General features: G+C 37.1%; 27 protein-coding genes, 2 tRNA genes and 1 pseudogene. 19 read left to right on the top strand and 11 right to left on the bottom strand.

Annotated elements, in window-relative coordinates; translation table 11 throughout:
* The first annotated feature begins 76 nt into the window (after positions 1-76).
* Positions 77-400: a helix-turn-helix transcriptional regulator gene (locus GVV22_RS06065; RefSeq protein WP_159649244.1), complete on the top strand. Its 324-nt coding sequence runs from the start codon at positions 77-79 to the stop codon at positions 398-400.
* 328 nt (positions 401-728) lie between these two features.
* Here the strand turns inward: GVV22_RS06065 and GVV22_RS06060 are convergent, their stop codons facing one another.
* From GVV22_RS06060 to GVV22_RS06030, 7 genes are all read right to left on the bottom strand, one after another.
* Complete coding sequence (locus tag GVV22_RS06060; RefSeq protein ID WP_159649243.1) at positions 729-1,463, bottom strand: hypothetical protein; 735 nt, start codon at positions 1,461-1,463, stop codon at positions 729-731.
* Entirely contained in the window at positions 1,456-1,806 is a 351-nt protein-coding gene (locus tag GVV22_RS06055) for a hypothetical protein (RefSeq protein ID WP_159649242.1), read from the bottom strand. Before GVV22_RS06055 ends, GVV22_RS06060 begins: the two co-directional genes overlap by 8 nt.
* Positions 1,803-2,087 carry a hypothetical protein gene (locus GVV22_RS06050; protein ID WP_159649241.1) on the bottom strand — a complete coding sequence of 95 codons (285 nt, stop codon included), beginning with the start codon at positions 2,085-2,087 and terminating at the stop codon, positions 1,803-1,805. The genes GVV22_RS06055 and GVV22_RS06050 overlap by 4 nt, the downstream gene beginning before the upstream one ends.
* A gap of 90 nt (positions 2,088-2,177) precedes the next feature.
* Positions 2,178-2,261 (bottom strand) — tRNA-Leu (locus GVV22_RS06045).
* Between the two features lie 117 nt (positions 2,262-2,378).
* Positions 2,379-3,230 carry a LiaF transmembrane domain-containing protein gene (locus GVV22_RS06040; RefSeq protein WP_159649240.1) on the bottom strand — a complete coding sequence of 284 codons (852 nt, stop codon included), beginning with the start codon at positions 3,228-3,230 and terminating at the stop codon, positions 2,379-2,381.
* On the bottom strand, positions 3,230-3,670 hold the full coding sequence (locus tag GVV22_RS06035) for a LytTR family DNA-binding domain-containing protein (protein ID WP_159649239.1): 441 nt from the start codon (positions 3,668-3,670) through the stop codon (positions 3,230-3,232). Before GVV22_RS06035 ends, GVV22_RS06040 begins: the two co-directional genes overlap by 1 nt.
* An 88-nt stretch (positions 3,671-3,758) precedes the next feature.
* The gene (locus tag GVV22_RS06030) at positions 3,759-4,592 is read right to left on the bottom strand and encodes a deoxyribonuclease IV (protein WP_159649238.1); all 834 of its coding nucleotides are present in this window, start codon (positions 4,590-4,592) and stop codon (positions 3,759-3,761) included.
* Between the two features lie 101 nt (positions 4,593-4,693).
* On the opposite strand from GVV22_RS06030, the gene GVV22_RS06025 reads away from it, so the two are divergent.
* The 4 genes from GVV22_RS06025 to GVV22_RS06010 all read left to right on the top strand — a co-directional run bounded on the left by GVV22_RS06025 (position 4,694) and on the right by GVV22_RS06010 (position 7,654).
* On the top strand, positions 4,694-5,218 hold the full coding sequence (locus GVV22_RS06025) for a type 1 glutamine amidotransferase domain-containing protein (RefSeq protein ID WP_159649237.1): 525 nt from the start codon (positions 4,694-4,696) through the stop codon (positions 5,216-5,218).
* Between the two features lie 84 nt (positions 5,219-5,302).
* Positions 5,303-6,127, top strand: coding sequence for a DUF368 domain-containing protein (locus GVV22_RS06020; RefSeq protein WP_159649236.1), 825 nt, complete (start codon positions 5,303-5,305; stop codon positions 6,125-6,127).
* Between the two features lie 84 nt (positions 6,128-6,211).
* Positions 6,212-6,493: a hypothetical protein gene (locus tag GVV22_RS06015; RefSeq protein ID WP_159649235.1), complete on the top strand. Its 282-nt coding sequence runs from the start codon at positions 6,212-6,214 to the stop codon at positions 6,491-6,493.
* A 198-nt stretch (positions 6,494-6,691) separates the two neighbouring features.
* Entirely contained in the window at positions 6,692-7,654 is a 963-nt protein-coding gene (locus tag GVV22_RS06010) for a hypothetical protein (protein WP_159649234.1), read from the top strand.
* A 33-nt stretch (positions 7,655-7,687) separates the two neighbouring features.
* Here the strand turns inward: GVV22_RS06010 and GVV22_RS06005 are convergent, their stop codons facing one another.
* Positions 7,688-8,557: an ROK family protein gene (locus GVV22_RS06005; RefSeq protein ID WP_159649233.1), complete on the bottom strand. Its 870-nt coding sequence runs from the start codon at positions 8,555-8,557 to the stop codon at positions 7,688-7,690.
* Positions 8,554-9,528 carry a lactonase family protein gene (locus GVV22_RS06000; protein ID WP_201290693.1) on the bottom strand — a complete coding sequence of 325 codons (975 nt, stop codon included), beginning with the start codon at positions 9,526-9,528 and terminating at the stop codon, positions 8,554-8,556. Before GVV22_RS06000 ends, GVV22_RS06005 begins: the two co-directional genes overlap by 4 nt.
* A gap of 184 nt (positions 9,529-9,712) precedes the next feature.
* On the opposite strand from GVV22_RS06000, the gene GVV22_RS05995 reads away from it, so the two are divergent.
* Complete coding sequence (locus GVV22_RS05995; RefSeq protein ID WP_159649232.1) at positions 9,713-11,098, top strand: 6-phospho-beta-glucosidase; 1,386 nt, start codon at positions 9,713-9,715, stop codon at positions 11,096-11,098.
* 64 nt (positions 11,099-11,162) lie between these two features.
* Positions 11,163-11,954 (top strand): Cof-type HAD-IIB family hydrolase, encoded by a 792-nt coding sequence (locus GVV22_RS05990; protein WP_159649231.1) that lies wholly within the window; start codon positions 11,163-11,165, stop codon positions 11,952-11,954.
* Position 11,955: 1 nt separating this feature from the next.
* Here GVV22_RS05990 and GVV22_RS05985 read toward each other — a convergent pair whose 3' ends face one another.
* Positions 11,956-12,792: a MurR/RpiR family transcriptional regulator gene (locus GVV22_RS05985; protein WP_159649230.1), complete on the bottom strand. Its 837-nt coding sequence runs from the start codon at positions 12,790-12,792 to the stop codon at positions 11,956-11,958.
* A gap of 69 nt (positions 12,793-12,861) precedes the next feature.
* Here GVV22_RS05985 and GVV22_RS05980 point away from each other — a divergent pair.
* The 7 genes and pseudogenes from GVV22_RS05980 (at position 12,862) to GVV22_RS05945 (ending at position 16,698) form a co-directional block, all read left to right on the top strand.
* Positions 12,862-12,949, top strand: a tRNA-Ser gene (locus GVV22_RS05980).
* Positions 12,950-13,225: 276 nt separating this feature from the next.
* A pseudogene (locus tag GVV22_RS11180) lies at positions 13,226-13,632 on the top strand (DUF2185 domain-containing protein).
* A 183-nt stretch (positions 13,633-13,815) separates the two neighbouring features.
* Complete coding sequence (locus GVV22_RS05965; RefSeq protein WP_159649227.1) at positions 13,816-14,523, top strand: YveK family protein; 708 nt, start codon at positions 13,816-13,818, stop codon at positions 14,521-14,523.
* Between the two features lie 8 nt (positions 14,524-14,531).
* Complete coding sequence (locus tag GVV22_RS05960) at positions 14,532-15,254, top strand: CpsD/CapB family tyrosine-protein kinase (protein WP_159649226.1); 723 nt, start codon at positions 14,532-14,534, stop codon at positions 15,252-15,254.
* Between the two features lie 2 nt (positions 15,255-15,256).
* Positions 15,257-16,012 carry a tyrosine-protein phosphatase gene (locus GVV22_RS05955; protein WP_159649225.1) on the top strand — a complete coding sequence of 252 codons (756 nt, stop codon included), beginning with the start codon at positions 15,257-15,259 and terminating at the stop codon, positions 16,010-16,012.
* A 63-nt stretch (positions 16,013-16,075) separates the two neighbouring features.
* On the top strand, positions 16,076-16,396 hold the full coding sequence (locus tag GVV22_RS05950) for a hypothetical protein (protein WP_159649224.1): 321 nt from the start codon (positions 16,076-16,078) through the stop codon (positions 16,394-16,396).
* A gap of 53 nt (positions 16,397-16,449) precedes the next feature.
* Complete coding sequence (locus GVV22_RS05945; protein ID WP_159649223.1) at positions 16,450-16,698, top strand: hypothetical protein; 249 nt, start codon at positions 16,450-16,452, stop codon at positions 16,696-16,698.
* 24 nt (positions 16,699-16,722) lie between these two features.
* Here GVV22_RS05945 and GVV22_RS05940 read toward each other — a convergent pair whose 3' ends face one another.
* Entirely contained in the window at positions 16,723-18,471 is a 1,749-nt protein-coding gene (locus GVV22_RS05940; RefSeq protein ID WP_159649222.1) for a M3 family oligoendopeptidase, read from the bottom strand.
* Between the two features lie 299 nt (positions 18,472-18,770).
* On the opposite strand from GVV22_RS05940, the gene GVV22_RS05935 reads away from it, so the two are divergent.
* The 5 genes from GVV22_RS05935 to GVV22_RS05915 all read left to right on the top strand — a co-directional run bounded on the left by GVV22_RS05935 (position 18,771) and on the right by GVV22_RS05915 (position 23,799).
* Positions 18,771-19,733 carry an ABC transporter substrate-binding protein gene (locus GVV22_RS05935; RefSeq protein ID WP_159649221.1) on the top strand — a complete coding sequence of 321 codons (963 nt, stop codon included), beginning with the start codon at positions 18,771-18,773 and terminating at the stop codon, positions 19,731-19,733.
* A 199-nt stretch (positions 19,734-19,932) separates the two neighbouring features.
* Positions 19,933-20,853: an ABC transporter substrate-binding protein gene (locus GVV22_RS05930; protein WP_159649220.1), complete on the top strand. Its 921-nt coding sequence runs from the start codon at positions 19,933-19,935 to the stop codon at positions 20,851-20,853.
* A 309-nt stretch (positions 20,854-21,162) separates the two neighbouring features.
* Entirely contained in the window at positions 21,163-22,122 is a 960-nt protein-coding gene (locus GVV22_RS05925) for an ABC transporter substrate-binding protein (protein ID WP_159649219.1), read from the top strand.
* Positions 22,122-23,027, top strand: coding sequence for an ABC transporter permease (locus GVV22_RS05920; protein WP_159649218.1), 906 nt, complete (start codon positions 22,122-22,124; stop codon positions 23,025-23,027). The genes GVV22_RS05925 and GVV22_RS05920 overlap by 1 nt, the downstream gene beginning before the upstream one ends.
* Complete coding sequence (locus GVV22_RS05915; protein ID WP_159649217.1) at positions 23,020-23,799, top strand: ABC transporter ATP-binding protein; 780 nt, start codon at positions 23,020-23,022, stop codon at positions 23,797-23,799. The genes GVV22_RS05920 and GVV22_RS05915 overlap by 8 nt, the downstream gene beginning before the upstream one ends.
* The last annotated feature ends 338 nt before the right edge of the window (positions 23,800-24,137 follow it).

Genomic DNA, 24,137 nt, shown 5'->3' with positions numbered 1-24,137 from the left:
CTAACAATATACACCATATATCTGAAATTGTATAGATACTACTTCTATACTAAGATAAAGGAATTATGGTGATAACATGAATAATATCAAAAAGTTGCGCGAGAAAAAGAATGTTTCCCAATGGACATTGTCTGCCTATTTGGAAGTCTCACAAGAAACAGTTAGTGCATATGAAAATAATAAAGCACTACCTAGTGCAAAAACTCTGCTGAAACTTGCAGAGTACTTTAATACATCAATTGATTACATTCTTGCTAGAACCGATATTGATTTTTCAATTAGAGATATGTCGAAGGATGGACTAGATGAGGAAGATGTAAAACTATTGTTAAAATTCCGCAACCTAAGCCGAGACAATAAAAATAAAGTTATTGGCTATATTGATGCAATTGAAGAGTAGGTTATTACTTTCTTATTAGAATATATGTTCTCAACACATGATAATAAGCTAAAATGACAACTTAGATGTATAAGTTAGTAAAACTCTTTAGTATTAATTGATTTTGTTATGCATGTAATTATGAGGGAATGTATGAGCTTTTGTCTATCCTTTTTATTACTGTACCCGTGTTTATGGTTATGACTAGGTTATTAGCATTTTATTACACTTTCTTAATCTCTTTACTACTAGTATATTAATACTTATATATATTAGTATTATATGTAGATTTTAAATTGTGATTCAAATCCAAGTTGAATCAGTAACTAATTGACTAATTGCAGTGGTGTTACTCACTATTTTTCTGGACTTTAATCACTGTTTTTGAAAATTCATCATAAAAACTCTTAATTTCAAGGTATTTAAGTTCAGACTTTTTTAGCTTTTTATCGTCAAATTTATCAATTGATTTATGCCATAAGTCTTGATAGTTTCTATAAGCATTGTATAAATTTCTAAAATTATACTTGTCTATGGGAAAATCAGCAAAATGCTTCGAATGATTTTCATTAATAAATTTGATATTTGTTGACTGATTGAAAATGTACTCACAATATCCAATGTTAATATTATCAATCTTACGGAAAGCTACTCCATCAGCGTAATCATCGATTATATTATTAGCTCTCCAATTCTGATCAATATATTCTTTGATTTTTAATGATAAAGTTGAACTAGGATACATGATAAATATCATATGAATGTGAGGAGTCGTGTTTGTAGGTTGTCCTTCTCTGTCAGATAATTTAAGAACAATCGGGTTTTTACCAATGTCATCAAATTCATTGAATGTAACTGGTATAGTTTTTGGGCGTCCCTTTTTACCTGTTTCAACTTTCTTAATACCTATCAAATTCCATGAACTGATATTACTTGCAGCTATCATTCCTTGGCAAAAATATCCGTGTTTTCTTGTATGATAGCGAATAAATTCAATTAACGATTTAATCATTTTATTACATTCGTTAATGCTCTCGAATTTAAAGGGGACATCTATTGCATAAAATCTGATCTTTTTAGACATTGTTATTTTCCTTTTCTATGATTATATCTAGTGTTTTGCTTAGAATATCCAATTGAGTTGCGACAAAGCCAGCCGTAAATCGTTCACGTCGCACCATAAACGTTACGTCTGCGAGCAAAGTAGGCAAGTCCGTGTCTTTACTCATTGTAAAATTACGCTCGCTGTGAACGCTTGTATAACCTTCTGTGAAATAACGAGACATACACCAGAAAGAAAAGAACTCCAACATTTCTTTAGCATACACATAAGGATAGAATGGATTCTTATGATCAAACAAGTATTTGTCTGTTGGGCTTTTAAGAAATGTATTGAATTCAACTAATGTTGCAAGTTCGTTTTTCATAATTTACCTCTAACTTTATCAAGTAGCTTTGCTAAAAGAGTAATGGTGATTGGATGGTTATAATCATATAAATACAAGTTCATATCTAATCCAATAACTACTATCATTTTAACATTCTTCACTGATATAAGAAACTTATGGGGAACAACTACTTTTATATTGCTCTTTGGTACATAATATTCGAAGCCATGTAATAATTCTGGCTTGCCTCCATGAAACTTACAGCAGTTTACTATTTTCTTTTCAAGTTCGGTATTTCTATCAAGTGGTTTTATACTCATAACGACGCTCCTATACAAAAAAAACACAGAAACCGTACTGTTTCCGTGTCATATGTTTATTCAAACAAGAGTGTTTGAGTTATAACCTATTGGTGCGGATGAAGGGACTCGAACCCCCATGCACAAGGCGCTAGATCCTAAGTCTAGTGTGTCTGCCAATTTCACCACATCCGCATATTTGCTATGTTTAATTCCTTAGTGCCTATAGATAATAACATTCATTTTACAAAAGCGCAATAGCTTTTTACATAAAAGTTAAAATAATTAAAGGCGGATTTTTTCCGCCTTTAATTAGATATAATAGATCTTCAAATTACCGAATGAAACGTCTCCATTGAGTGTTAATGTTGGACCCGATTGTGGCATATGATGTGTTGAATCTGATATACCACCAAGGGTTGTGGTGACATTGTTAATTACATTCACAGTATGAGGAATGTAGAGGACAATTTGTCCGAAATTACAATCGATATTTAGGTGTGATCCATTAGGATTAAATTTTGCTTGATCAAAGTATACGCGTAATGATGCAAAGTTACACTCGACTGATCCGTCTGTAAAGTTCTCTGAACGAACATAACGTGTGCGGTCGGTAAATGTTGCTTCCATTCTTATAAAGTCCTGACGTGCGTCATATTGATGCTCACGATTACTATCTTTATTAAAGTTAGTGCCTTCTTTGGTTCCGTCAGAACTAAAGGTGAAATTTTGTTTGCTACCATCTCCGTTTTCAACGTTCACCTCAACATCAATGATGTCATCATCGTTGAAGTCATGTCGATTAAAGTCGGATTTTGGTGAATCATACGTTTCGCTGAAGAACTCAAAACTATGCTTTTTTCGTGGGAATAGGGAATGCAATCCGATACTTAGGAAGATACCACCCCAAATGAGCCACCAGATGTTGCCTCTAAAGTAGAAGAGATCATCATTCAGTGCAAAGGCAATGATGAGTGGCATAATAATTCCACCATAATTTAAATCCTTCAAATTGCTAATTGCAAATGCAACCAACATTGCTGTTACAATAATTCTAAAAATACTGTTTCCTACTTCAAAAAGGTTAAATGCGGATCCAAAAATTACAACCGAAATAACTATGAAGAAGAAACCCCAGTAAAGACTGCCGCTTTTTCTTTTCATTATAAGCTCCTTTCGTCCAAATGTTTTTTCACATTTGGGAAGTACATACGTGATACGTACACCACTTTATGAGAGTCAAAAAACTGGATGGATCGTGCTGAGGTAATGTTTCGCTCAATTGCTGCTACATGGTTAATGTTCACAATTGCTGATTTCGAAATTCTTACAAATGAATTGGGTAATTTATCCTCCAATTCATACAAACGATATCGTGTTCGGTAAGAATCTTTACTTGTATGAGCAAAGACACTCTCTGCCTCAGTTTCAAAGAATAGAATGTCATCTGTGTTGAGTGATACATCACGATCATCACGAGATACGACGATTGCCTCTGTATGAAACTTTTGAATCCAACTTTGAATCTCAGAAGTCAGCGCATGACATTCGACAATCACGTCATCATCTGCTAATTCTGGATTTTCAATGATTCGAATTTTCATGTCTGCCTCCTCTATGTGTATCGTATCAAAAAAATGTTAAATAATGTGTTAAATCCGGTAAGATGAAAGATACATGCGTTAAGTTGCATTATTTTCGGTTTTTACGAAGTAATTCAATTTCTTGACGATAGCCATCGTTATCATCTTGTGGTGTTTCTAAGTAAAATGGCAAATGGCGTAATTTAGGATGATTTATAATATTTACAAAAGCATCTAAACCAAGTGATCCTTGTCCAATTTTCTCGTGACGGTCTTTATGGGACTTAAATGGATTTTTACTGTCGTTGATATGAATTGCATGAAGTTTATTCAAACCAATGATGCGGTCAAATTCTGAGATAACGCCATCTAAATCATTGACAAGATCATAACCTGCATCATAAAGGTGACATGTATCCCAGCAAACACCCAGTTTTTCTTTAACATGAACGCGATCAATGATTTCTTTGAGCTCTTCAAATGTCCGGCCGACTTCTGAACCTTTACCTGCCATTGTTTCAAGAAGAACAATTGTTTCCTGGTTTGGATCAAGTACTCGATTGAGCATGTCTGAAATCATAACAACTGCGGGTTCAACCCCTTGACCAACATGACTTCCAGGGTGGAAGTTATAAAGACTTCCTTTGATAAAACTCATGCGATAAATATCATCACGCATAACTTCCTCGGCATATTCACGTGTATACGGTTTGTCACTGCACGCATTCAATGTATAGGGTGCATGTGCCAAAATATGTTTGAAATCGTTTGCTTCAATAATGGCATTGAGTTTCGCAACATCTTCCAAGTCGAGCGGTTTTGCTTTACCACCACGGGGACTGCGAGTAAAGAACTGAAATGTATTCGCTCCAATATTCAAGGCTTCTTTTCCTAAACTTTCATAACCTTTTGAAAATGATAAATGACTTCCTATATAAAACATAAGAACCTCCTAATGATGTATTTATTCTATCATATTCGTCATACGAGAGTATGTAAGAATACTATGATATAATAACAACTGAATACAGAAAGAGGTGTCGCATGGAATTAAATGGAAAACGTGTTCTAACAATCGTAAGCCCAGACTACGACGATTTGGAACTTTGGTATCCGATTATTCGGCTCCGTGAAGCAGGTGCTCATGTAGATATAGCAGGTGAGCATGCAGATACAACGTATAAAGGGAAGTATGGATTATCGGTAGTATCAAACCTAGCATTCGATGAAGTAAATATTACTCAGTATGATGGTATTTTGGTGCCTGGAGGTTGGGCTCCAGACTACTTAAGACGTTTAGACGCTGTTCTTGAGTTTATTCGTTACATGGATAAAGAAAAACGCGTTATTGGTCAAATTTGTCATGCAGGATGGGTTTTATCATCAGCCGGAATTCTTGAAGGGAAAACTGTAACGAGTACTCCTGGAATTAAACATGATTTAATGTATGCTGGGGCAACATGGGTGGATGAACCTGCAGTTGCGGATGGTCATGTTATATCAGGACGTCGCCCCCCAGATTTACACATTTATTTACCACTTGTTATTGAAGCACTAAAAAACCAGTAAACTCTCGAAAGAGAGTTTTCTTACGATAATGATAGTATTCACTATTGTAATCCACCTTATAATGAATAAGAAATGAGGTGGATTATGACATTTGCGATTACAATAATAAAAGGCGTTCTTATAGGGGTCTCGTTTCTAATACCAGGACTGAGTGGGGGAACAATGATGTTGATATTGAATGTTTTTGATGATGCTGTACACGCTCTTAATGAACTTTTGCACTTTCGGGCATACCGCCTCCAATATTATCTTGTAATGACATGTGGGATTGGTCTGGGGATTCTCGCGTTCGCAGGTATTATTGATTACTTGCTAATCAATTTTAATGCACTAACAATGTCTTTCTTCTTAGGGGTAATTTTAAGTGGCCTCATGGAAATTGATAAACAGATAACAAACAAAGTGAGATCTATCAAAAGTATCGTTCCATATTTCATAGGAATCCTGTTGACGGTAGGTGTATATTTTTTTCCGTCACTTACGATCCAAGTCGAAGCTAATCTATCAATTCAAAATTGGATACAGCTCATAATAATTGGCGTTCCAATTTCTGTTGCCTTAATCCTTCCAGGACTTTCAACATCATATTTGCTGTTGGTGTTTGGGTTATATGAACGCACGTTACGTGCTATTTCATCACTTGATTTTATGTTTTTGCTGCCACTTGTCATTGGTATTCTTGTCGGGATTGTCTTATTTACCACACTCATTGACTCGGCACTGCGAAACTATCCTAATCTAATCTATAAGATTATTTACGGGCTCGTTTTAGGATCAATCTACGGAATGGTTAAGGAACTTGGAGTTCAATCCTTGCCAGAAGGGATAATTGCAATTCTAGTAGGTATTACCGGTTTTGTATGCGTTACGCGTTTCAAAAAAACTGCATTGAAACTCGAACAACCTTAAGATAGGTAAGCAATTGTAGCAAGCAATTGCTTTTTTCATGTGAACTCATGTGAGTAAGCGCTAACGCCATTGAAAGATGGTAGTATGAAACTTACTATAAATAATATAACTGTAAATATGGAGGTGGTATGGATGCAAGACAACAAAACAGATAGTCACGAAATTATCGATGATAACACAAAAGATAGCGAACTGAGAAAAGATTCCCAAAGGAATGCGAATGAGATGAACGCCGAAATGATGGAGAATTTGTACTTTGAGCAGGAAGTCGATGCATTTAATGAATCGTTAAAAAAATCAGGAGAAAATAAATCTGAAAGAGCATCGTCGCGTCATTCAAATGGCAAGTCCAAAAAACGCAAATAGAAACATCAATCAAAACGAAAGTCGAAGTCAGAATCTCAATCTAAAGAGAAGAATAACTATGAGGATCGTGTTGAAAAAACACCTAAGAATCGTAAGCGAGAGCAACGTACAGAAAAACGGAATATTATTCCGGTTATCCTGAGTTTAATTATAATGGTGGTCATCGCGGGGGGTGGCTACATTTTTTGGAATCAATACATGAATGAAAAACAATTAGATTTCTTATCACTACGGACAATTTCATTGACGGGTTCAAATGGTACAGGTCACTATGTTGATAATCGCGAGACAATGATTTTTGATGGACCCGATCCGGTAAAAGAAGTTTTAAAGGCAGTGAGTGTTGAAATTACACCAAATGCAAACTTGAAAAATGGTGATGTCGTTTCAATAAAAATTACACCTGATGATTCTCAAATCCAAATATTGAAGGAACATCGCTACAATCTTAAGTTAGGAACACAAACGCTAACTGTCACAGGCTTGATGGACGATGATACCATTGATTTCTTCGCAAATGTCAGTGTTGCTTATATTACAGAAGGGGATTTAATTGCGGTAAATACAACAGTCGATCCGATATTTGATAATGTTGATGACACGCAAAATACAATTCTAAAACAGATTAAGGTTAAACCAATTGAGACAAAGAAATATCGAAACGGGGATACGATACTTTTAGAGTTGGACATTCCAAGTCAAACTCGAAAAGCACTCCAACAGCAAGATATGACCTTGTTATCAGAAACTAAAACGATAACGGTTCAAGGCTTAGTTGAAACGCCGCAAACAGTTGCCGATATCGATACGCTTGATGTCATGAAGCAACAGGCACAACAGGGAATTGAATCAGATTATAAACAAGGACAAGAAGACGCTCGAAACTTCAAAATTGTGAATACTTGCTATACCAACACAGTTACTGCAAATGAAAATTTCAAGAATTATACAAATGGGTCATTAGTGTTTGTATTCGAATTTGATCAAGATGCTGAGTCTGGCACAATAAAAAAATATACAAGTTACCACTTTACAAACATCACTTCTTTGAATGGCAAGGTTCAACAAGATTCTGTAGTTGTTAAAGGTACGCAAGCAACGCAAGAGAAAAAAGAGTTAGTCGTAGATTCATTACGTAACGTCGGATTCTCATGCAAATAAAAACAACGCCAAATTTTTTGACGTTGTTTTTTACTAATTTGCCAAATAAGCAACACCAAGAAGGTGTGCGTGTGCAGGATTTTGAAAGCATACAACTTTTGTGGTGAGTGGTGGAGTATGTAAATACTGTTGCACTATTTCAAGATATGCGTGTTCAATGCGTTGGACAAGATGAGGATTATTCGATACACCGCCACCAATTGCGATACGGTGCGGATTAAAGGCGACGCTCACTTGAAATAAGGAACGTGCAATGTCATTAATCCATTGGTCAACAACGACAGCTGCATCGTTGTTCATTTCTGCAGCTTCGATGATTGCCTTAGCGGAAGGTAGTGACCGTTTTGAATATGCATGATACTGATAAAAAAGTGCATTTGCAGAACAGCGCGTATAGGTCCAAATTGGTTTGTTTGCTTCAAAAGATAAGGGCATCATAGAAATGCTGGCAGCATAATTATCACTACCTTTTTGAATCGAGTCGCCAATCATATAACAACCACCAACTGCTGTTCCAATGACGTACGTAAACGAACTGATGGCATCTTTAAGAGAACCAAACTGATATTCGCCAACTGCGGCTGCATGGGCATCATTGCAAGCAAAGACCTCGAGGCCGGTTCGCCGGCTGATTTCATGTGCGATATTTGTGCCATACATTGATTTTACTCGAGGGGATGCCTTGGAAAGGACATCATAGTTATCAGAAACGATGCCAGGTAGACAAATCGCGATGCGTTTGACATCTTGCATATTCCCCATATTGGCAACAAGGGAATCATAAAAGGCTTCGGAATTTGTCATCGCGAATGTCTCTATGCTCCAAGCCGCTTGAATTGCGTAGTTTTCACTAACACGCGCAAATTTTATAAATGTTCCTCCAATGTCAATACTAAGTATCATAACTTGGTGTTGATAAATAAAACACTAACTGGTTCAGGTGCATGGATATCTTTTTGAACTAATGAAAGCAGTCCTGTTTCTGGGTTGCGTTCAAAAAGTGTGAGATTATCTGTGTGTAAGTTTGCGACAACTAAGAAATGGTCGTCCAAACTTAAGTTGAAATCACGTGGATGTTTACCCTCTGTCGAAATAGTGCTCAAGAAAGTCAATGTGAAATCATCATTAACTTTGAAAATAGCGATTGAATCATGACCACGATTTGATGCATAAACATAGCTTCCATCTTTTGAAATTCGAATTGCAGCACCGAAGCTTTCAACAGTTGTTTCTGGGAGGGTAGAGACTGTTTGTAAATGGATAAGGTCAAAATCATCATCTTTTACAACATCAATCGTACTGTTCAATTCCCCAAAGATATAAAGTACAGGTTGTGTTGGATGGAAAGCAATATGACGTGGACCCATGCCAGAAGCCGTTTTATAGGTCGCAATTTCATTCATCAGACGGTACTTGTGAACTGTATCATTTCCAAGATCACAAACAAAGACATCATCAGTCTTGGGGTCGTAGTCAATGTAATGAGCATGAGCTCCATCCTGATAGCGAATGACTTTATCTTCAATCTTGTTGTGAGTAACAGTTACTGAACCAGCATGATAATTGGCTTCATAAATTGATTTTTCAGTGTCATGGTAGCGAACATAACACGGTTGAACGCCTTCAGTCATTCGTGTGTAGTCTAGCGTTGCATGCGTACCGTCAAAATCCCAAACTGCAATGCCACCCAATGAATCTTCCTGATGTACACTATAGAGTTTTCCGGTATTAGCATCAAAATCAAGATATGTTGGATTTTGTGCTGGAGCAACCAGATTCAAATTTTCTAATTTCTTTGTATCTTCATTGAAGTCAATGCTATAGATACCTTCGCTAATGCGTCGTGTATATGTACCGATTAGTATTTTTTGCATGATTATAATCAATCTCCTTTTTTATCATGATACCATAGAATGCTCAAAAGCGAATCATGGTAATTATTTTCACATACGATGAAAAAAAACAATGATATGTGAAAACCTGTGACCATTTATCACAATAAATTGAAAAGTGAAAAATTTGTAGGTACAATAACAGTAAATACAGGAGGACAATTGTATGAGTAAGAAACTTAAAATTGTTACAATCGGTGGTGGCTCAAGTTATACCCCAGAACTTATGGAAGGGTTTATCAACCGTAAAGATAAATTAGATATCAGTGAATTGTGGTTAGTAGACGTTGAAGCAGGACGTGAAAAATTGGAAATCGTCGGTGCAATGGCACAACGAATGGTTAAAGCTGCAGGTCTTGATTGGAAAGTTTTCTTAACAACAGACCGTCGTGAAGCATTAAAAGATGCTGATTTTGTTACAACACAATTCCGGGTTGGTCAATTAGAAGCTCGTGTTAAAGATGAACGTATCCCAGGTAAATATGGACTCCTTGGTCAAGAAACAAATGGTGCAGGTGAAATCTTTAAAGCATTCCGTACGATTCCCGTTATTCTTGATATTATCAAAGATATGCGAGAATTAGCTCCTAAAGCATGGTTAATTGATTTTACGAACCCAGCAGGGATTGTTACTGAAGCGGCAATTAAAGTTGGTGGATGGGAACGTACCATTGGATTGTGCAACATTCCAGTCGGTGCAACAAAAATGAACCATGAAGCAATGGGATATGATAAAGATGCAAGTATTCTCTTTGAAAAATTTGCAGGTCTAAACCATTTCCACTGGCACCGTGTTTGGGATAAGGACGGAAGTGAAGTTACATCCGAACTTATCAACGCATTTTATAACCCAGAAAGTGACTATGCAAAGAGCAAACAAGCAGAAGTCGCTAACATTGCAAACATTAACTATAGCTACGAACAACTAGCAGACTTAGGGTTATTGCCATGTCCTTACCACCGCTACTACTATGTAGAACGCGAAATGCTTGCAGAAAACCAACAAAATTATAAAGATCATAAAACACGTGCGGAAACTGTAAAGGCAACTGAAGAAGAACTCTTTGAACTTTACAAAGATCCAAACTTGGATTATAAACCAGAACAGCTTACAAAACGTGGTGGTGCCCACTATTCAGACGCTGCATGTGAAATCATTTCATCAATTCATAATGATTCCCGTACCGTTATGACAGTAAGTACACAAAATAATGGTACAGTAACTGATTTACCATATGACTGCGTTGTTGAAGTTACATCAGTGATTACATCACACGGTGCAGAGCCATTTAACTGGGGTTCATTCCCACCAGCAGCACGTGGTCAACTTCAATTAATGAAAGCTATGGAAGAAGTTGTAATTGAAGCAGCTGTTTCAGGCGATTACAATAAAGCACTCCAAGCATTCAATATTAATCCACTTGTACAAAGCGGAATTTATACAAAAGATTTATTGAATGAAATGTTAGTGGCGCATAAAGATTACCTTCCACAATTTGCAGATGTTATTGCAAAATTAGAAGCTGAAGGCGTTACATATATTCCTCAATAAGGAAAATTATTACTCGAACAGTAGGAATCTTCCTACTGTTCTTTTTTTATTAGAAAGGGATATTATGATTAAAGTATTTGTATCAGATCTCGATGGAACACTTTTTGATGAAGACCATCAACTACCAAGTAAAACGAGAAGTCTTATAACAATGTTGAGGAAGAATGGTTATCGATTTGGAATCGCTACAGGTAGACCAAGAATGTCAGCAGAAACTGTTATTGAAGATCTAGAAGATCTCGTTGATTTTGCCGTGTTTGAAAATGGTGCTGAGGCGTATGATTTTACCGATGGAACGCAGATATTCCAATATCCGTTGGATAGAGTAGCGGCCCTTGAAGTCATTGCTAATGCACGAAAGTTTAACTTAAACCCGACATTAACGGTCAATAACAAAATGTATACCGATGATGGTTCACGATTTGAAGGATACGATTCGAAAATTCGAAATATTCTTGTAGTCGGTGACGTTACCTTGGCAGTCCAAGAAGCACAGGCGAAAATTCTTGTTAATGGGTCACCAGAAGCACTGAAACCGTTGATTGAATATACGAAAGCAGTAGGGAATCCTGCTTACAAAGCTGTCAAAACAGCAACAGATCTTCTCGAGTTCATGGATCCACGTGTGAATAAGACTTTAGGAATTCAGTGGTATTTAGAGAATCATGGTTTGACAATGGAAAATGTCGTCGCTTTCGGCGATAACGATAATGATGTAGAAATGATTGAAGCGGCTCAAATTGGCGTAGCTGTAAAAAACGCAACAGATTCCGTTAAGGCTGTTGCGCGTATGCATTGTGATTCTAATATAGAAAACGGTGTTTACAAATTTATTACACAGTTTTTGGAACAATAGTCTATCGAATTATTGAGCTGTCTTCGATGCGTGTTTGGTTCATTTCATAGTCAAACGAAAAGACAAGCGCATAAATCATGTCTAAGACTAATTGGATTGCTGTTCGGGAAGAAAAAGATGCCATCTTTGTCATGAGTTCTTCTTGCGGTGCAACATGAATGACTTCGTTAGCGAGTGGAACTAAGGGGTTGTCATTTGGCCCGGTTATCAAAACAATCGGAACATTACGATCTTTGAGTGACGTCATGATACGAAGGTTATTGATACTGGTACCGTAGTATGAAATAACAATTGCAAGACTGTCTTTGGGTTGGGTGTGGGTTTTCATAAACTGAAAGCCGACAGCTGACTCGAGGTTACAGTCTTTTTCGATGCGAAATAATTTATATTGAAAATCCTGACAAAGAATTAAAGATTGACCTGTTCCATATAGATAGATATGCGGCGATTGGTGAATTGCCCTCGCAACACGATTTAGTTGCTGTTGATCAATCGAGTTATATGTATCCTGCATCGATTGGTAATTCAGGTTCAAGATACTTTCTAGGATTTGGTTTGTAGACTCATTTTTATCAAACGGTAAATCATCACGAACTCGTTGCCCACGCGGTGATGTGCTTAATTCCCTAGTTAAACGCACTTTAAAATCAGTGAATCCATCTGTTTGCATCTTCTTACAATAACGAGTAATTGTTGCAGTAGATGTGAAGGTTCGCTGTGCTAATTGTTGAATGCTTAAGGAAATAACTTCGTTGGGGTGAGCGAGTATATACTCTGAAATCTTGATTTCAGTTTCAGATAATTTGTCAAAGTCACGGATTCGGTTTATTAATAACATAATATCCTCCAATTTATTATATTATACATTGTTTTTGCGAGAATATTTATGTATAATGAGAAAGCAGTTGGAGAATTGGCCGAGTGGCTTAAGGCACCATCTTGGAAAGGTGGCGAAGCGCAAGCTTCCGTGAGTTCGAATCTCATGTTCTCCGCCATATGAAATTATACCCACTTAACAGTGGGTTTTTTATTTATCTGGATAATAAAATACCATAATAGTTCGACACATTTCGATGATAAATGAGTTAAGATTCAATTGAGAGGACTAAATAATAAATCGTGACATCAAACTCACGAATCATAATTTCAACATATTCACATTATAAACTATGGTTATTAAATAAAATGGTGTGAAAACCGGCAATTTACATTGGCCCCAAAATGGATGTGTTAAAGTAAATATAGAAAGACACAATATAGGAGGGGAAATCATGTTCAAACGAAATACGCGAAAAAAGTTAAATTATACTCGCGATGGTTTCATCAAGCTTCATGTACGAAACCTCATTGAGTGGGATGAGTCTACAGATGATGGATGCATTGTATCCGACATGATTACCAAAGAAGGATGGAAAGTTGGTTATATGTTTCGAGATGAACCTAACCCTGATTATCCGGACAGTGGGTGGCGTTTTTTAAAGGTGACGAAAGTAATGAGTACATGAGTCATGCGAACAATCACCATGTATTCAAATTGAATACAGTTTGTAATTACGATCAAGATATAATCCCGTACCTAAATGCACCAATTGGTACGCATTTAATCCGTACCAAAAATGATATGTTTATTGTCGATGACGAACAGTCAGGAATTATTATAAGCATGCAAGAGAGATGATAAGCCACTTTGACTAAAAGTGGTTTTCTTTATATTTCCCCAACCCTTAACAAACATAACAAATGCTTTAAATAATCTTAAAATAAAACCGCTTTCCCATTGTTAATGAGACGAAGTGAGTTATAATAGATACGTTAAACGATGCCTTATGGCATCAAAATGCGATAGATGATGGAGAGAAGCATGAATGAATTTGAGAAACAACAAACCCAAGATGTAGAGATTTCAGAACTGGTAAATGCAGTGAAGCCGTACAGTTTACTCATAATAGTGGTAATGGTGAGCGCTGCAATCCTCAGTTTTCTTTATACTAAAATCGCGATTACGCCGATTTACGAAAGTAGTGCGACAATGATCGTCAATAATCGTCAAAGTGAAGGCAACCGTGGCATTACCAATGATGATATTAACTCTGCGAAAGGCCTTGCGAATGTGTATGGAGTTATCATTAAAAGTGACTCTGTGATGGCTCCTGTAAATGATAAACTAAACCTCGGGGTAATGACGAAGGCACTCAGTGACAGCGTTAAGGTAACGTCGGTAGACAATACTCAAGTTATGAAAGTTTCGGTTCGCCATAATAATGCAAAGATAGCACATGCGATTGCATCTGCCATTGTGGAGATTGCTCCAAATAAAATTGTTGAAATGGTAGAGGCTGGTTCTGTAAAAGTAATTTCTAATCCAATAGAGCCATCGAACCCCGTTTCTCCAAACACTATGCGTAATGTTATGCTCGCATCTGTTGGCGCAGCAATACTAACTGTTGCTGGAATCATTATTCGACATCTTATGGATAAAACATTTAAGCGTGTTGATGACCTAGAAAATGCATTAGATTTACCTGTTCTTGGAGTGATTCCAGATGTATCAATTTTGGCACGGAAGTAGGAGACATTATGTTCAAAAAAACGAAACAACCATTAAAGATCAAAAATAGGACTGAAATTATCAATGATAAATCGCCATTCTCATTTGTTGAGTCGTACAAAACGCTACGTTCTGGGTTAAGTTTTATGGGGTTTCAAGATGATGTTAAAACGATCATGATAACCAGTTCAATTCCAGATGAAGGAAAAAGTACAGTAGCAATCAATCTAGCCAAGGTATTAGTAGATGCTGGAAAAAAAGTATTACTGATTGATGCAGATTTACGGAAACCGGCACTTCGGGAATACTTGCGCGTTAAGAAGACAGGTAATCACGGATTGTCTGCGGTTTTAGCAGGGAACGTCAAAGCAGAAAACGCAATCTATCTGCACACAACATACCAATTTGATGTTATGCTTGCAGGAATTATACCACCTAACCCTTCAGAACTTCTGGGTGGGACTAACCTTGCACCAATGTTAGAAACTTTAAAAGAGATTTATGATTACATTATTATTGATACTCCACCCGTCAATGTAGTAACGGATGCAAGTGTCATAGCTCCTCATATTGATGGTACATTGTTAGTGGTACGACAAAATTTCGCAGAAAGAGATGTCGTGTTAGCTGCAAAGCGTAAACTCGAACAAACACATGCAACACTATTGGGATCTGTTATGAATTATTATGATGATTCGAAAGTTAAAAGCGGAGCAACGCCATACTCGTATAGTTATGAATATGGTGAGTAAGCATGATTACAGATATCCATACACACATTCTTCATGATATTGATGATGGCCCTGAAAATCTTGATGCGGTTGATGGATTGCTAGGACGCCATCTCGCACAAGCTACGCATCAGCTGGTTGCAACCCCCCACTTTAATCTTGAGAAAGAGGACATGAATCGTTTTTTGAAGGTGCGCGAAGCACGTTGTGACGAAGTCCGATCTTTAATTAAAACGAAATCTTATCCAATAACCTTAAAATTAGGTGCGGAGCTCTATTTCTCACCCCAACTCGCAAATGTACAACTGGATGAATTGGTTATGGAAGGGACAGATTATTTACTCATTGAACTTCCAACCCATATATATCCATCCCGTCTAAAGGACACGTTAAAAGACATCATTTCGAACGGTTATACGCCAATTTTGGCGCATATTGAGCGCTATCCATATTTACTAGCGTCCTCTGATACCTTGATAGAATTAATCGAAATGGGAGTTCTCATTCAGATGAATGCCGCAACGTTGATAGATTCACGACAACAACGACTTGGTAAAATGATGATAAGAAAAGACCTTGTCCACTTAATCGCGTCAGATGCTCATAACTGTGGTCGAAGAGCTCCGAACCTTTCCGATTTGCAGAAGCAATACGTTGGTACAAAACTCTTTGAGAATTTGGAACGTTGTTACGAAAATGCACAGCTGGTTTTTAAAGGAGAAAACATTGTTGTTCATCAACCACGACCATTTCGAAAAATGTTTGGACGATATATATAAAAAAGAGCTTAAGTAAAATCTTAAGTTCTTTTTTATGGCATAATACTTCTAAGAGGTGATGAAATGGAACACATTGAGCAGCACTTAGTACACATAATTTCAGAAATAGTTGGCAGTCCTGGGCGGGAATATCATTTGGGAAAATTTGAAGGTCTCGCATGGTTTTTGAATAATGCTGAAACACCGGTAGTAAGTTTGAAAAAATACGATAAAACGGTCAATGTCTATGCCATGACATGGTCACAAAATCATGAATTAGCAAAAGCCGTCGAAACTACATTTGGTAAGTCAGCCATTGGGAAGTCATGTATCCGAATTCGCAAACTTACACCTGACCGTGAACAAGTTCTTAAAAACGTAATTCAATTTGAAATCAGTCGCTAATTTCACACTAATTTCTATGTTATGGTGCTACAATAGAGGTAAGAGGTGATACAATGGATAAAGAAATTCAAATAGAGATTTTAGATAGAGTAAAGTATATTGCTGAACATTTCGAGACGTTAACACTCATCGAAATTGCAACCCTATTTGTTGCTGCGGCAACCCTATTTACAGATACAAAGAATCAATTTTACTATTCGTATCTCAAGGTAATGCAACAAACACTCGCTGCTAAACAGACGAATCGCCAAATGGGTGACGAAGTTAAACAGCTTGAATATCACATGCGTTTAGACGTATAAAAAAATCTGTGGAAATCCACAGATTTATTTTTTTGTGAGTGCAATGAATGTTTCAATACGCTCAGCAACGACGTTTAAGCTTGATTCCCAGAAAGCAACGCTCGTAACGTCAATTCCAGCTAATGCTGCAACATCTTCACATGAAGCTGTAGTTGTTGCTTTTAATAGTTCTTGATAGTGAGGTACAAACACTGCTCCTTCGTTTTGGTATTTACCGAACAATCCAAGTGCGAATAAACCGCCAAAGGCATATGGGAAGTTATAGAAGCTAAGACCGCCGCTATAGTAATGCCCTTTATTGATCCACATATACGGATGCATGTAGTTTTGATCTAGGCCATCCCCATACGTATCCTTTTGCGCCTGAATCATGATTTCTTTCAGATCATTGGCAAACAAGAACTCAGTCTTACGACGTTCGAAAACCTCACTCTCAAATTTATAGCGCGATAGAATATCAACAGTTATCTGCGCTAAGTCTGAAATGGAGTTCTCAATCAAGATTAGTTTCTCCTCGTCACTTGATGCGGCAAGAGCAGCATTGAGAACGATGTTTTCACAGAATGTTGACGCTGTTTCTGCGACAGGCATTGTATAATCTGTATTTAAAATCGAAAGATCTTCAATTAACATTCCATGATATGCATGGCCTAATTCATGAGCGAGTGTAATAATATCAGACATACTACCATCAAAATTAGTGAGGATACGACTTTGCTTAATCTGAGGTTGATTCGAACAAAATGCACCGCCTCGTTTCCCTTCGCGAGGTAAGAAATCAATCCATTTTTCATCATATGCGCGCATTGCCATGTTATGTAAATCAGTCGAGAAAGTTCCAAAGCTATCAAGAATCATCGTACGTGAATCTTCAATGGTATACGTTTTAGGATTTTCTGTTTCGAATGGAGCAAAGAGATCATACCAAGGCAAACCATTATCGTGACCAAATAATGTCGCTTTATGGTTAAAATATTTTCTAAATACAGGTAAGTACGATTCGATTGCTTGAAGAAGTGCATCAAGGGTTTCTTTAGATAAACGAGAATCTGCAAGTGTTTTTTCTAATGCTGATTCATAACCACGCATCTCAGAAAGAGTATTGACCTCACCCTTAATGCTATTCAATGCGAATGCAACCGCATCTTCGATACCTTGATACATTTCAAGTTCCTTCTCATATGCAATTTTACGAGTTGCAGCGTCGGGACTGTATGCCAGATTTCGAATTGATGATAGTGTATATGTTTTTCCATCAATTTCAGTTGTTATTTGTGAGGTGAGATGTCCCTGGAGTTTGCTCCAGTTTGAGGATGCGTTCATTTTCATTTTTGCAATGACTTCTTCGACGTCATCATTCAGTAAATGATTACTCTCTCTTGCAATTTCACGAAGCATAAACGCGTGTTCTGCGATGAGCGGGCTCGATGCAATCCACGATTCAAGGACCTCAGCATGATGCGCAATGAATGCTTTAAACTGTGCGTAAGGTTTTGACATTTCAGTAACGAGTGGTTGTAACTTACCATATGCGTTATTACTTTCTATATCTGTTGTATTTGTAGACAAGCGTAGAGAAATATAGCTAAACAACGACTGTGCATTTGCACTGGTTTCAATATCTAGTTTAAGCCAACCCTCCAAATCTTCCATTGTTTCTAAAGATGCAGCACTTTCTTGCATCGCTTGAATCTGGGATTTAAGACGGTTTACGTCGTTATCGAAAGATTCATTAAAACCTGAATATAATGCGTCTAATGACCAAGTATACATAATTAAGAGTCTCCTTTTACTGAGTAATTATACCACTACAATGAAACAATTATCACCCATTTATGAAAATAGTATTGAAACAAATGTAAAATCATGGTAGTCTTTCACTAGAAAGGTTGGGATCTTATGGTCAACAATCACAATATAACAAACATTAGCTTTTTCTTTTTCTTTAGATAATCGGTTAATTTCGCCAACGAGATTAACCATTTTCTAATGGAAATCGACTTGGCTAACTCACAACGTGTATTTCAAAGCCATGTCGAACGATATGGCTTTTTGTTTGAGAAGGAGGACGTATGAAAAAATACACTGTGATTCTATTAACTATGGTGATGCTCTTATTTACGACAGCATGTAGCCAAAACACTGCAAAGTACAAAATTGGAGTTATTCAATTGGCAGATCATCCTTCACTGGATGCTGCGTATGAAGGAATGAAACAAGAACTTGAAACACAACTTGGAAGTGAAACAGTATCGATTGATTATCAAAATGCACAAGGTGATTTACTCAATGCCGATTTAATTGTAAATAAATTTGTATCTGATAAAGTTGATTTAATCTATGCTATTGGCACAAATGCCGCACAAGCAGCAATGAACGCGACATCAGGAACAGATATTAAAGTCATCTTCAATGCAGTAACAGATCCTGTTGCAGGCGCTTTAGTCGAAACACTGGACGTTCCAGGAGGAAACGTAAGCGGCGTAAGCGATATGAGTCCACTTGAAAAACAATTGGGAATCATTAATGAGATTACACCCAACGCCAAAAAAGTAGGTGTCCTTTATAACATTGGAGAGATAAACTCACAAGTTCAAGTCGACTTATTAAAACAGACAGCACCTAAATTGGGTCTAGAAATTGTTGCTAAGGGGATTTCAAATACGATGGATGTTTCAACTGCGGCAACCCAATTAGCGACTGATATTGATGTATTCTTTAATATCACTGACAATATGGTTGTGGCAGCGACTGCAACGCTAATCGATATTGCAAATAGGGCAAACAAACCAGTATTTGCCAGTGAAGATGGGCAGTTTGATCAAGGAATTCTTGCAACAGCCTCGTTAAGCTACATGACATTAGGGAAGCAAGCAGGTCTCATGATTTATGATATTTTAGAAAATGGTACAGATATCGCAGCACTTCCGGTATATCAATCTAAAGAAACAGTCTTGTACGTCAATCAAGATGTTGCGCGCCAACTTGGTATTACCCTATCCGAAGCTGTGCTCGCAAATATTTCTGAAAGATAGCACTTGTTTTCTGAAATACGATGTGGTAAGGTTACATTAACAAAAGAGGTGTCTTATGTACATGAAACGATGGAGCAACAAGCGAATTGAATATTAGGGCTAAGCAGTAGCCCTTTTCGCTTGGGCACACCGATTCTTAGTAAGATCTAAAGACTACGTGGTTTACGCGTAGTCTTTTTTTTGTATAAGGAGGAAGTTTATGAAAAGATTCATGATAGTTTTAATGGTTTTGACGCTCTTATCAGGGTGTAGCAGCAGTCCGGAACAGAAGGACAGGCCAACAATTGCTGTACTGCAATTTGGAGACTTTGCTTCACTCAATGATACGTACCAGGGGATTGAAGAAATATTCGAAGAGCAAGGTGTCAACGTTGTATATAAAAATGCCAACGCAGATACTTCAGTCTTGATGATGAATGCCCAAAGTATACAGCAAGAGCAAGTAGATGCAGTCATTGGGATTACAACGCAATCCGCGCAAACAGCAATTAATGTGTTTGAACATGATAATGTACCTATTATTTTCAGTGCTGTCAGTAATCCTGAGGCTATCGGTATTACTGACGCAATGGACTTTGTAACAGGTGTAACCGATACAGCACCTTACCTTCAACAACTGCAACTAATCGAAAAACTAACACCTGATGTAAAAAAAGTTGGCATCGTTAATCGTATTGGAGATGTGAATGGAATATATCAAGTGGAACAAATTAAAGCTGCTGCAGCAAGTACACAATTAGAAATTGTAAATAAAGGTGTTAATGACGTTCAAGAACTCGGTGTTGCATTACCAATGCTTATGCAAGAAGTTGATGCTATGTTTGTGATAACAGATGACCTGAATGTTTCTGGAACATCCTTGATCGTTGATCATGCCAATAAAAAATCAATTCCTGTCTATGCTTCCGAAGATGGTCAGTTAGAAGAAGGGGTTCTTGCAAGTGTATCGATTAATTATATTGAAATTGGAAGACAGACGGCAAAGCTGGCACTTCGCGCTCTTAACGAAAAAAATCTAAAGATTGAAACACCAGAACATACGGTTACTAAAATAAACAAAAAAGTCGCTTCAGAATTGGGGATAACGATTCCTGATAAGTTTTCAGAATTTACATTCTAATGAATATATTTTCATAATATTGAGTAAGAGGGTTGTCAACCGAAAAAAAATCTGTTAATGTGTGAACAGAAGAAAGGTTGGGAACAACAATATGAAAACTCAAAATATCAATAACGTTACACGTGCCCAACAAATGAGCAACTATTATTATTTTAGATAACCAGTTAATAGCCTTTAGGATATTAACTATTTTGTGTTACTAAAATATCTACGAGGCTCATTGAATCAATAACGGTTATTAAACCCTAACTTTTGAAACACTAAGCCACGTAGCGTGGCTTTTTTGTTATAACGTTAGGAGAAAAGAAAATGAAAAAAATTATAACAGCAGGAATTATTGTCTTACTTGTATTAACAGGATGTGCTTCAAAGGCGACATCGCAATTCAAAGTTGGAGTCATCCAATGGGGTGAACACCCGGCACTCAATGAATCATTAGAAGGAATGAAAGAAGGCTTAATCGAAGCTGGCGTTGCCGATACGATTACAGTCGAAGTTAAAAATGCAAATGAAGATGCGAGCAATGCATCAATGATTGCAAGTCAATTTGTAAATGATAAGGTCGATTTAATCTTTGCGATTGCAACACCATCAGCACAAGTTGCGATGAATGCCGTCGAAGGGACAGATATTCCGGTTGTGTTTAGTGCTGTTTCTGACGCTAAAGCTGCAGGATTAGTAGAAAATCCAACGGCTCCAGAAGGTGCTATTACAGGCGTTAGTGATTTACCTCCACTTGCACAACAAGTTGCATTGATGCAAGAAATGTTACCATCAATGACAAATATCGGAATCCTCTTCAACACCAGTGAGGTAAATGGTCAAAACCAAATTAAAGAAATCAAAGAAATTGCGAAACCGCTTAGTCTTGAAGTTGTAGAAAAAGGCGTTAGCAGTCCGAATGAAATAGCTCAAGCATCAACTCAAGTTGCACTTGATAGTGATGCACTCTTCATTGTTAATGACAATATGATTGCAACAGCAACAGGGCTTGTTGTCCAACAAGCCCTAAAAGAAAACAAACCAGTCTTCATGGCTGAATCAGGACAGTTTGATCAAGGAATCTTTGCAAGCGACTCAGTAAGCTACAAAAAACTAGGAATTCAAGCAGGTCATATGATTAAAGAAATCTTAGTAGATAACAAACCAATCAAAGAGATTCCCGTACAAACTGCTTCAAGTACAGAATTATTTGTAAGTGAAAAAATGGCAGATCAGTTGGGACTTACGATTCCAACGAGTGTCTTAGAAAGAGCGATAGTTCGATAATGTTAGGATTTGTAATAGATGTATTAATACAGGGGTTACTTTACGGCATCATGTCGATGGGGGTCATGTTGTCGTATAAAATTTTAGATATACCAGATCTAAGTGTTGATGGTACCTACCCATTGGGTGTTGCCATCAGCGCAATCTTAATTATTAATGGTGTAAACCCATGGGTTGCACTCTTGGCATCAATGGCCGGTGGATTCTTGGCTGGTATTGTAACAGGAGTCTTCCATGTAAAATTTGGAATTTCGGCACTTTTAAGTGGAATATTGGTAATGACAGGACTGTACTCAATTAACATGATGGTAGCAGGTGGGAAATCAAACCTTCCATTATTCAAATATGACAATATTTTTTCAACCACCTGGTTAGAAAAAATGGGAGCACCTTCATTCATCATTGATAACTTTCAACTAATCGTCATGATTATTCTCGTGGTCCTTATTAAAATAATGATTGATACGTTACTCACGACACGCGTCGGATACTTATTGAAAGTCACGGGTGATAACGAGGGCCTTGTGACATCACTTGGACATAATGTTGGTACGGTAAAAATACTTGGACTTGCACTTGCAAATAGTATTGTAGCTTTAAGTGGAGGGGTCGCAGCTTCAGTAGGTCGTTACTTTGATGTTTCACTCGGTACAGGGATGGTTGTGCTTGGACTTTCCTCCGTAATTCTTGGAACCACACTTTTTGGTAAGTTGAAATTCAAACAAACGACTAAAGTCATCTTAGGGGCTATCGTGTACCGATTCATCATCGCAATTGCACTACGATTCAATATGGATCCTCAGCATCTAAAATTAGCGACTGTAGTAATCTTCGTGGGTGCGATTTTACTCAATCAAAGTAAGATATCAAAATACTTAGGGAAAGGAAGCGAAGTAAATGCTTAAACTCAACAATATTAAGAAAAAATTCAATGTTAATAGTATCGCAGAAACAACGCTTTATGAAGACCTTAATGTTGAAATTGAAGATGGTGAATTTGTCACGATTATCGGTTCAAACGGTAGTGGAAAATCGACATTGTTAAATCTTGTAACCGGTCAAGTGACACCAGATTCAGGTGAAATTTCATTCAATGAAGGAGACCTTTTAAAAGTCACTGATTTCAAGCGGTTTAAAAAAATATCACGCGTATATCAAGATCCGATGTCAGGAACGGCACCATCTTTGACTGTTCTCGAAAATCTTTCGTTAGCTGTGGATAAGGGGAACTTGTTCAACCTAAAAAAAGCAATCAGACGCGACAAGGAAGCGGAATTTATCGCACAATTAAAGACATTAAATATGGGTTTAGAAGATAAACTTCATGTCCAAGTTGGACAACTGTCAGGTGGTCAACGCCAGGCACTCTCACTACTGATGGCATTGATGAATAATCCAGAAGTACTGTTGCTTGATGAACATACGGCGGCACTTGATCCGAAGAGCTCTGAAGCGATAATGATGCTCACGGATAAAATGATTGCAGCACGTAAAATAACCTCGATTATGGTAACACATAATCTTCAACATGCACTTGATTACGGAGACAGACTCTTGATGTTCCATGGTGGTAAGATTATTTTCGATGCCAAAGGCGAAGCAAAACAAAAATTAACACGTGATTCACTTATTAAATTGTTCGTAGAACACGAAAATGCGTTTGAGGAGACAATTTAGGAAAATATACGACGACTAACTATGGTCGTCCTTTTTATTTTGAAATAAAAATTTCAATCTTAATAATCTGCAAATAAATAAATATTTACATATAATAAGGATAGAAAAAGACACTAAAATTTTGTTGCAAAAAATGTGCGAAATATGTGTTGATTCGGTTGACAGGTAGGTATGCCAGTGGTATTATGTACAAGCGTTCAAGGGAACTTGGGTGCAAAATGGTCTTTGAAAACTAAACAGGAAACGTCAATTTCAAAAGAAATACAAGAAATAAACAAAACTCGTCAGAGTATAAAAATGAGAAAGAATCAAATGGAGAGTTTGATCCTGGCTCAGGA

The organism is Erysipelothrix aquatica, assembly GCF_009828825.1.
GTDB lineage: Bacteria > Bacillota_I > Bacilli_A > Erysipelotrichales > Erysipelotrichaceae > Erysipelothrix > Erysipelothrix aquatica_A.
This window is presented reverse-complemented; position numbering and strand designations above follow the sequence as displayed.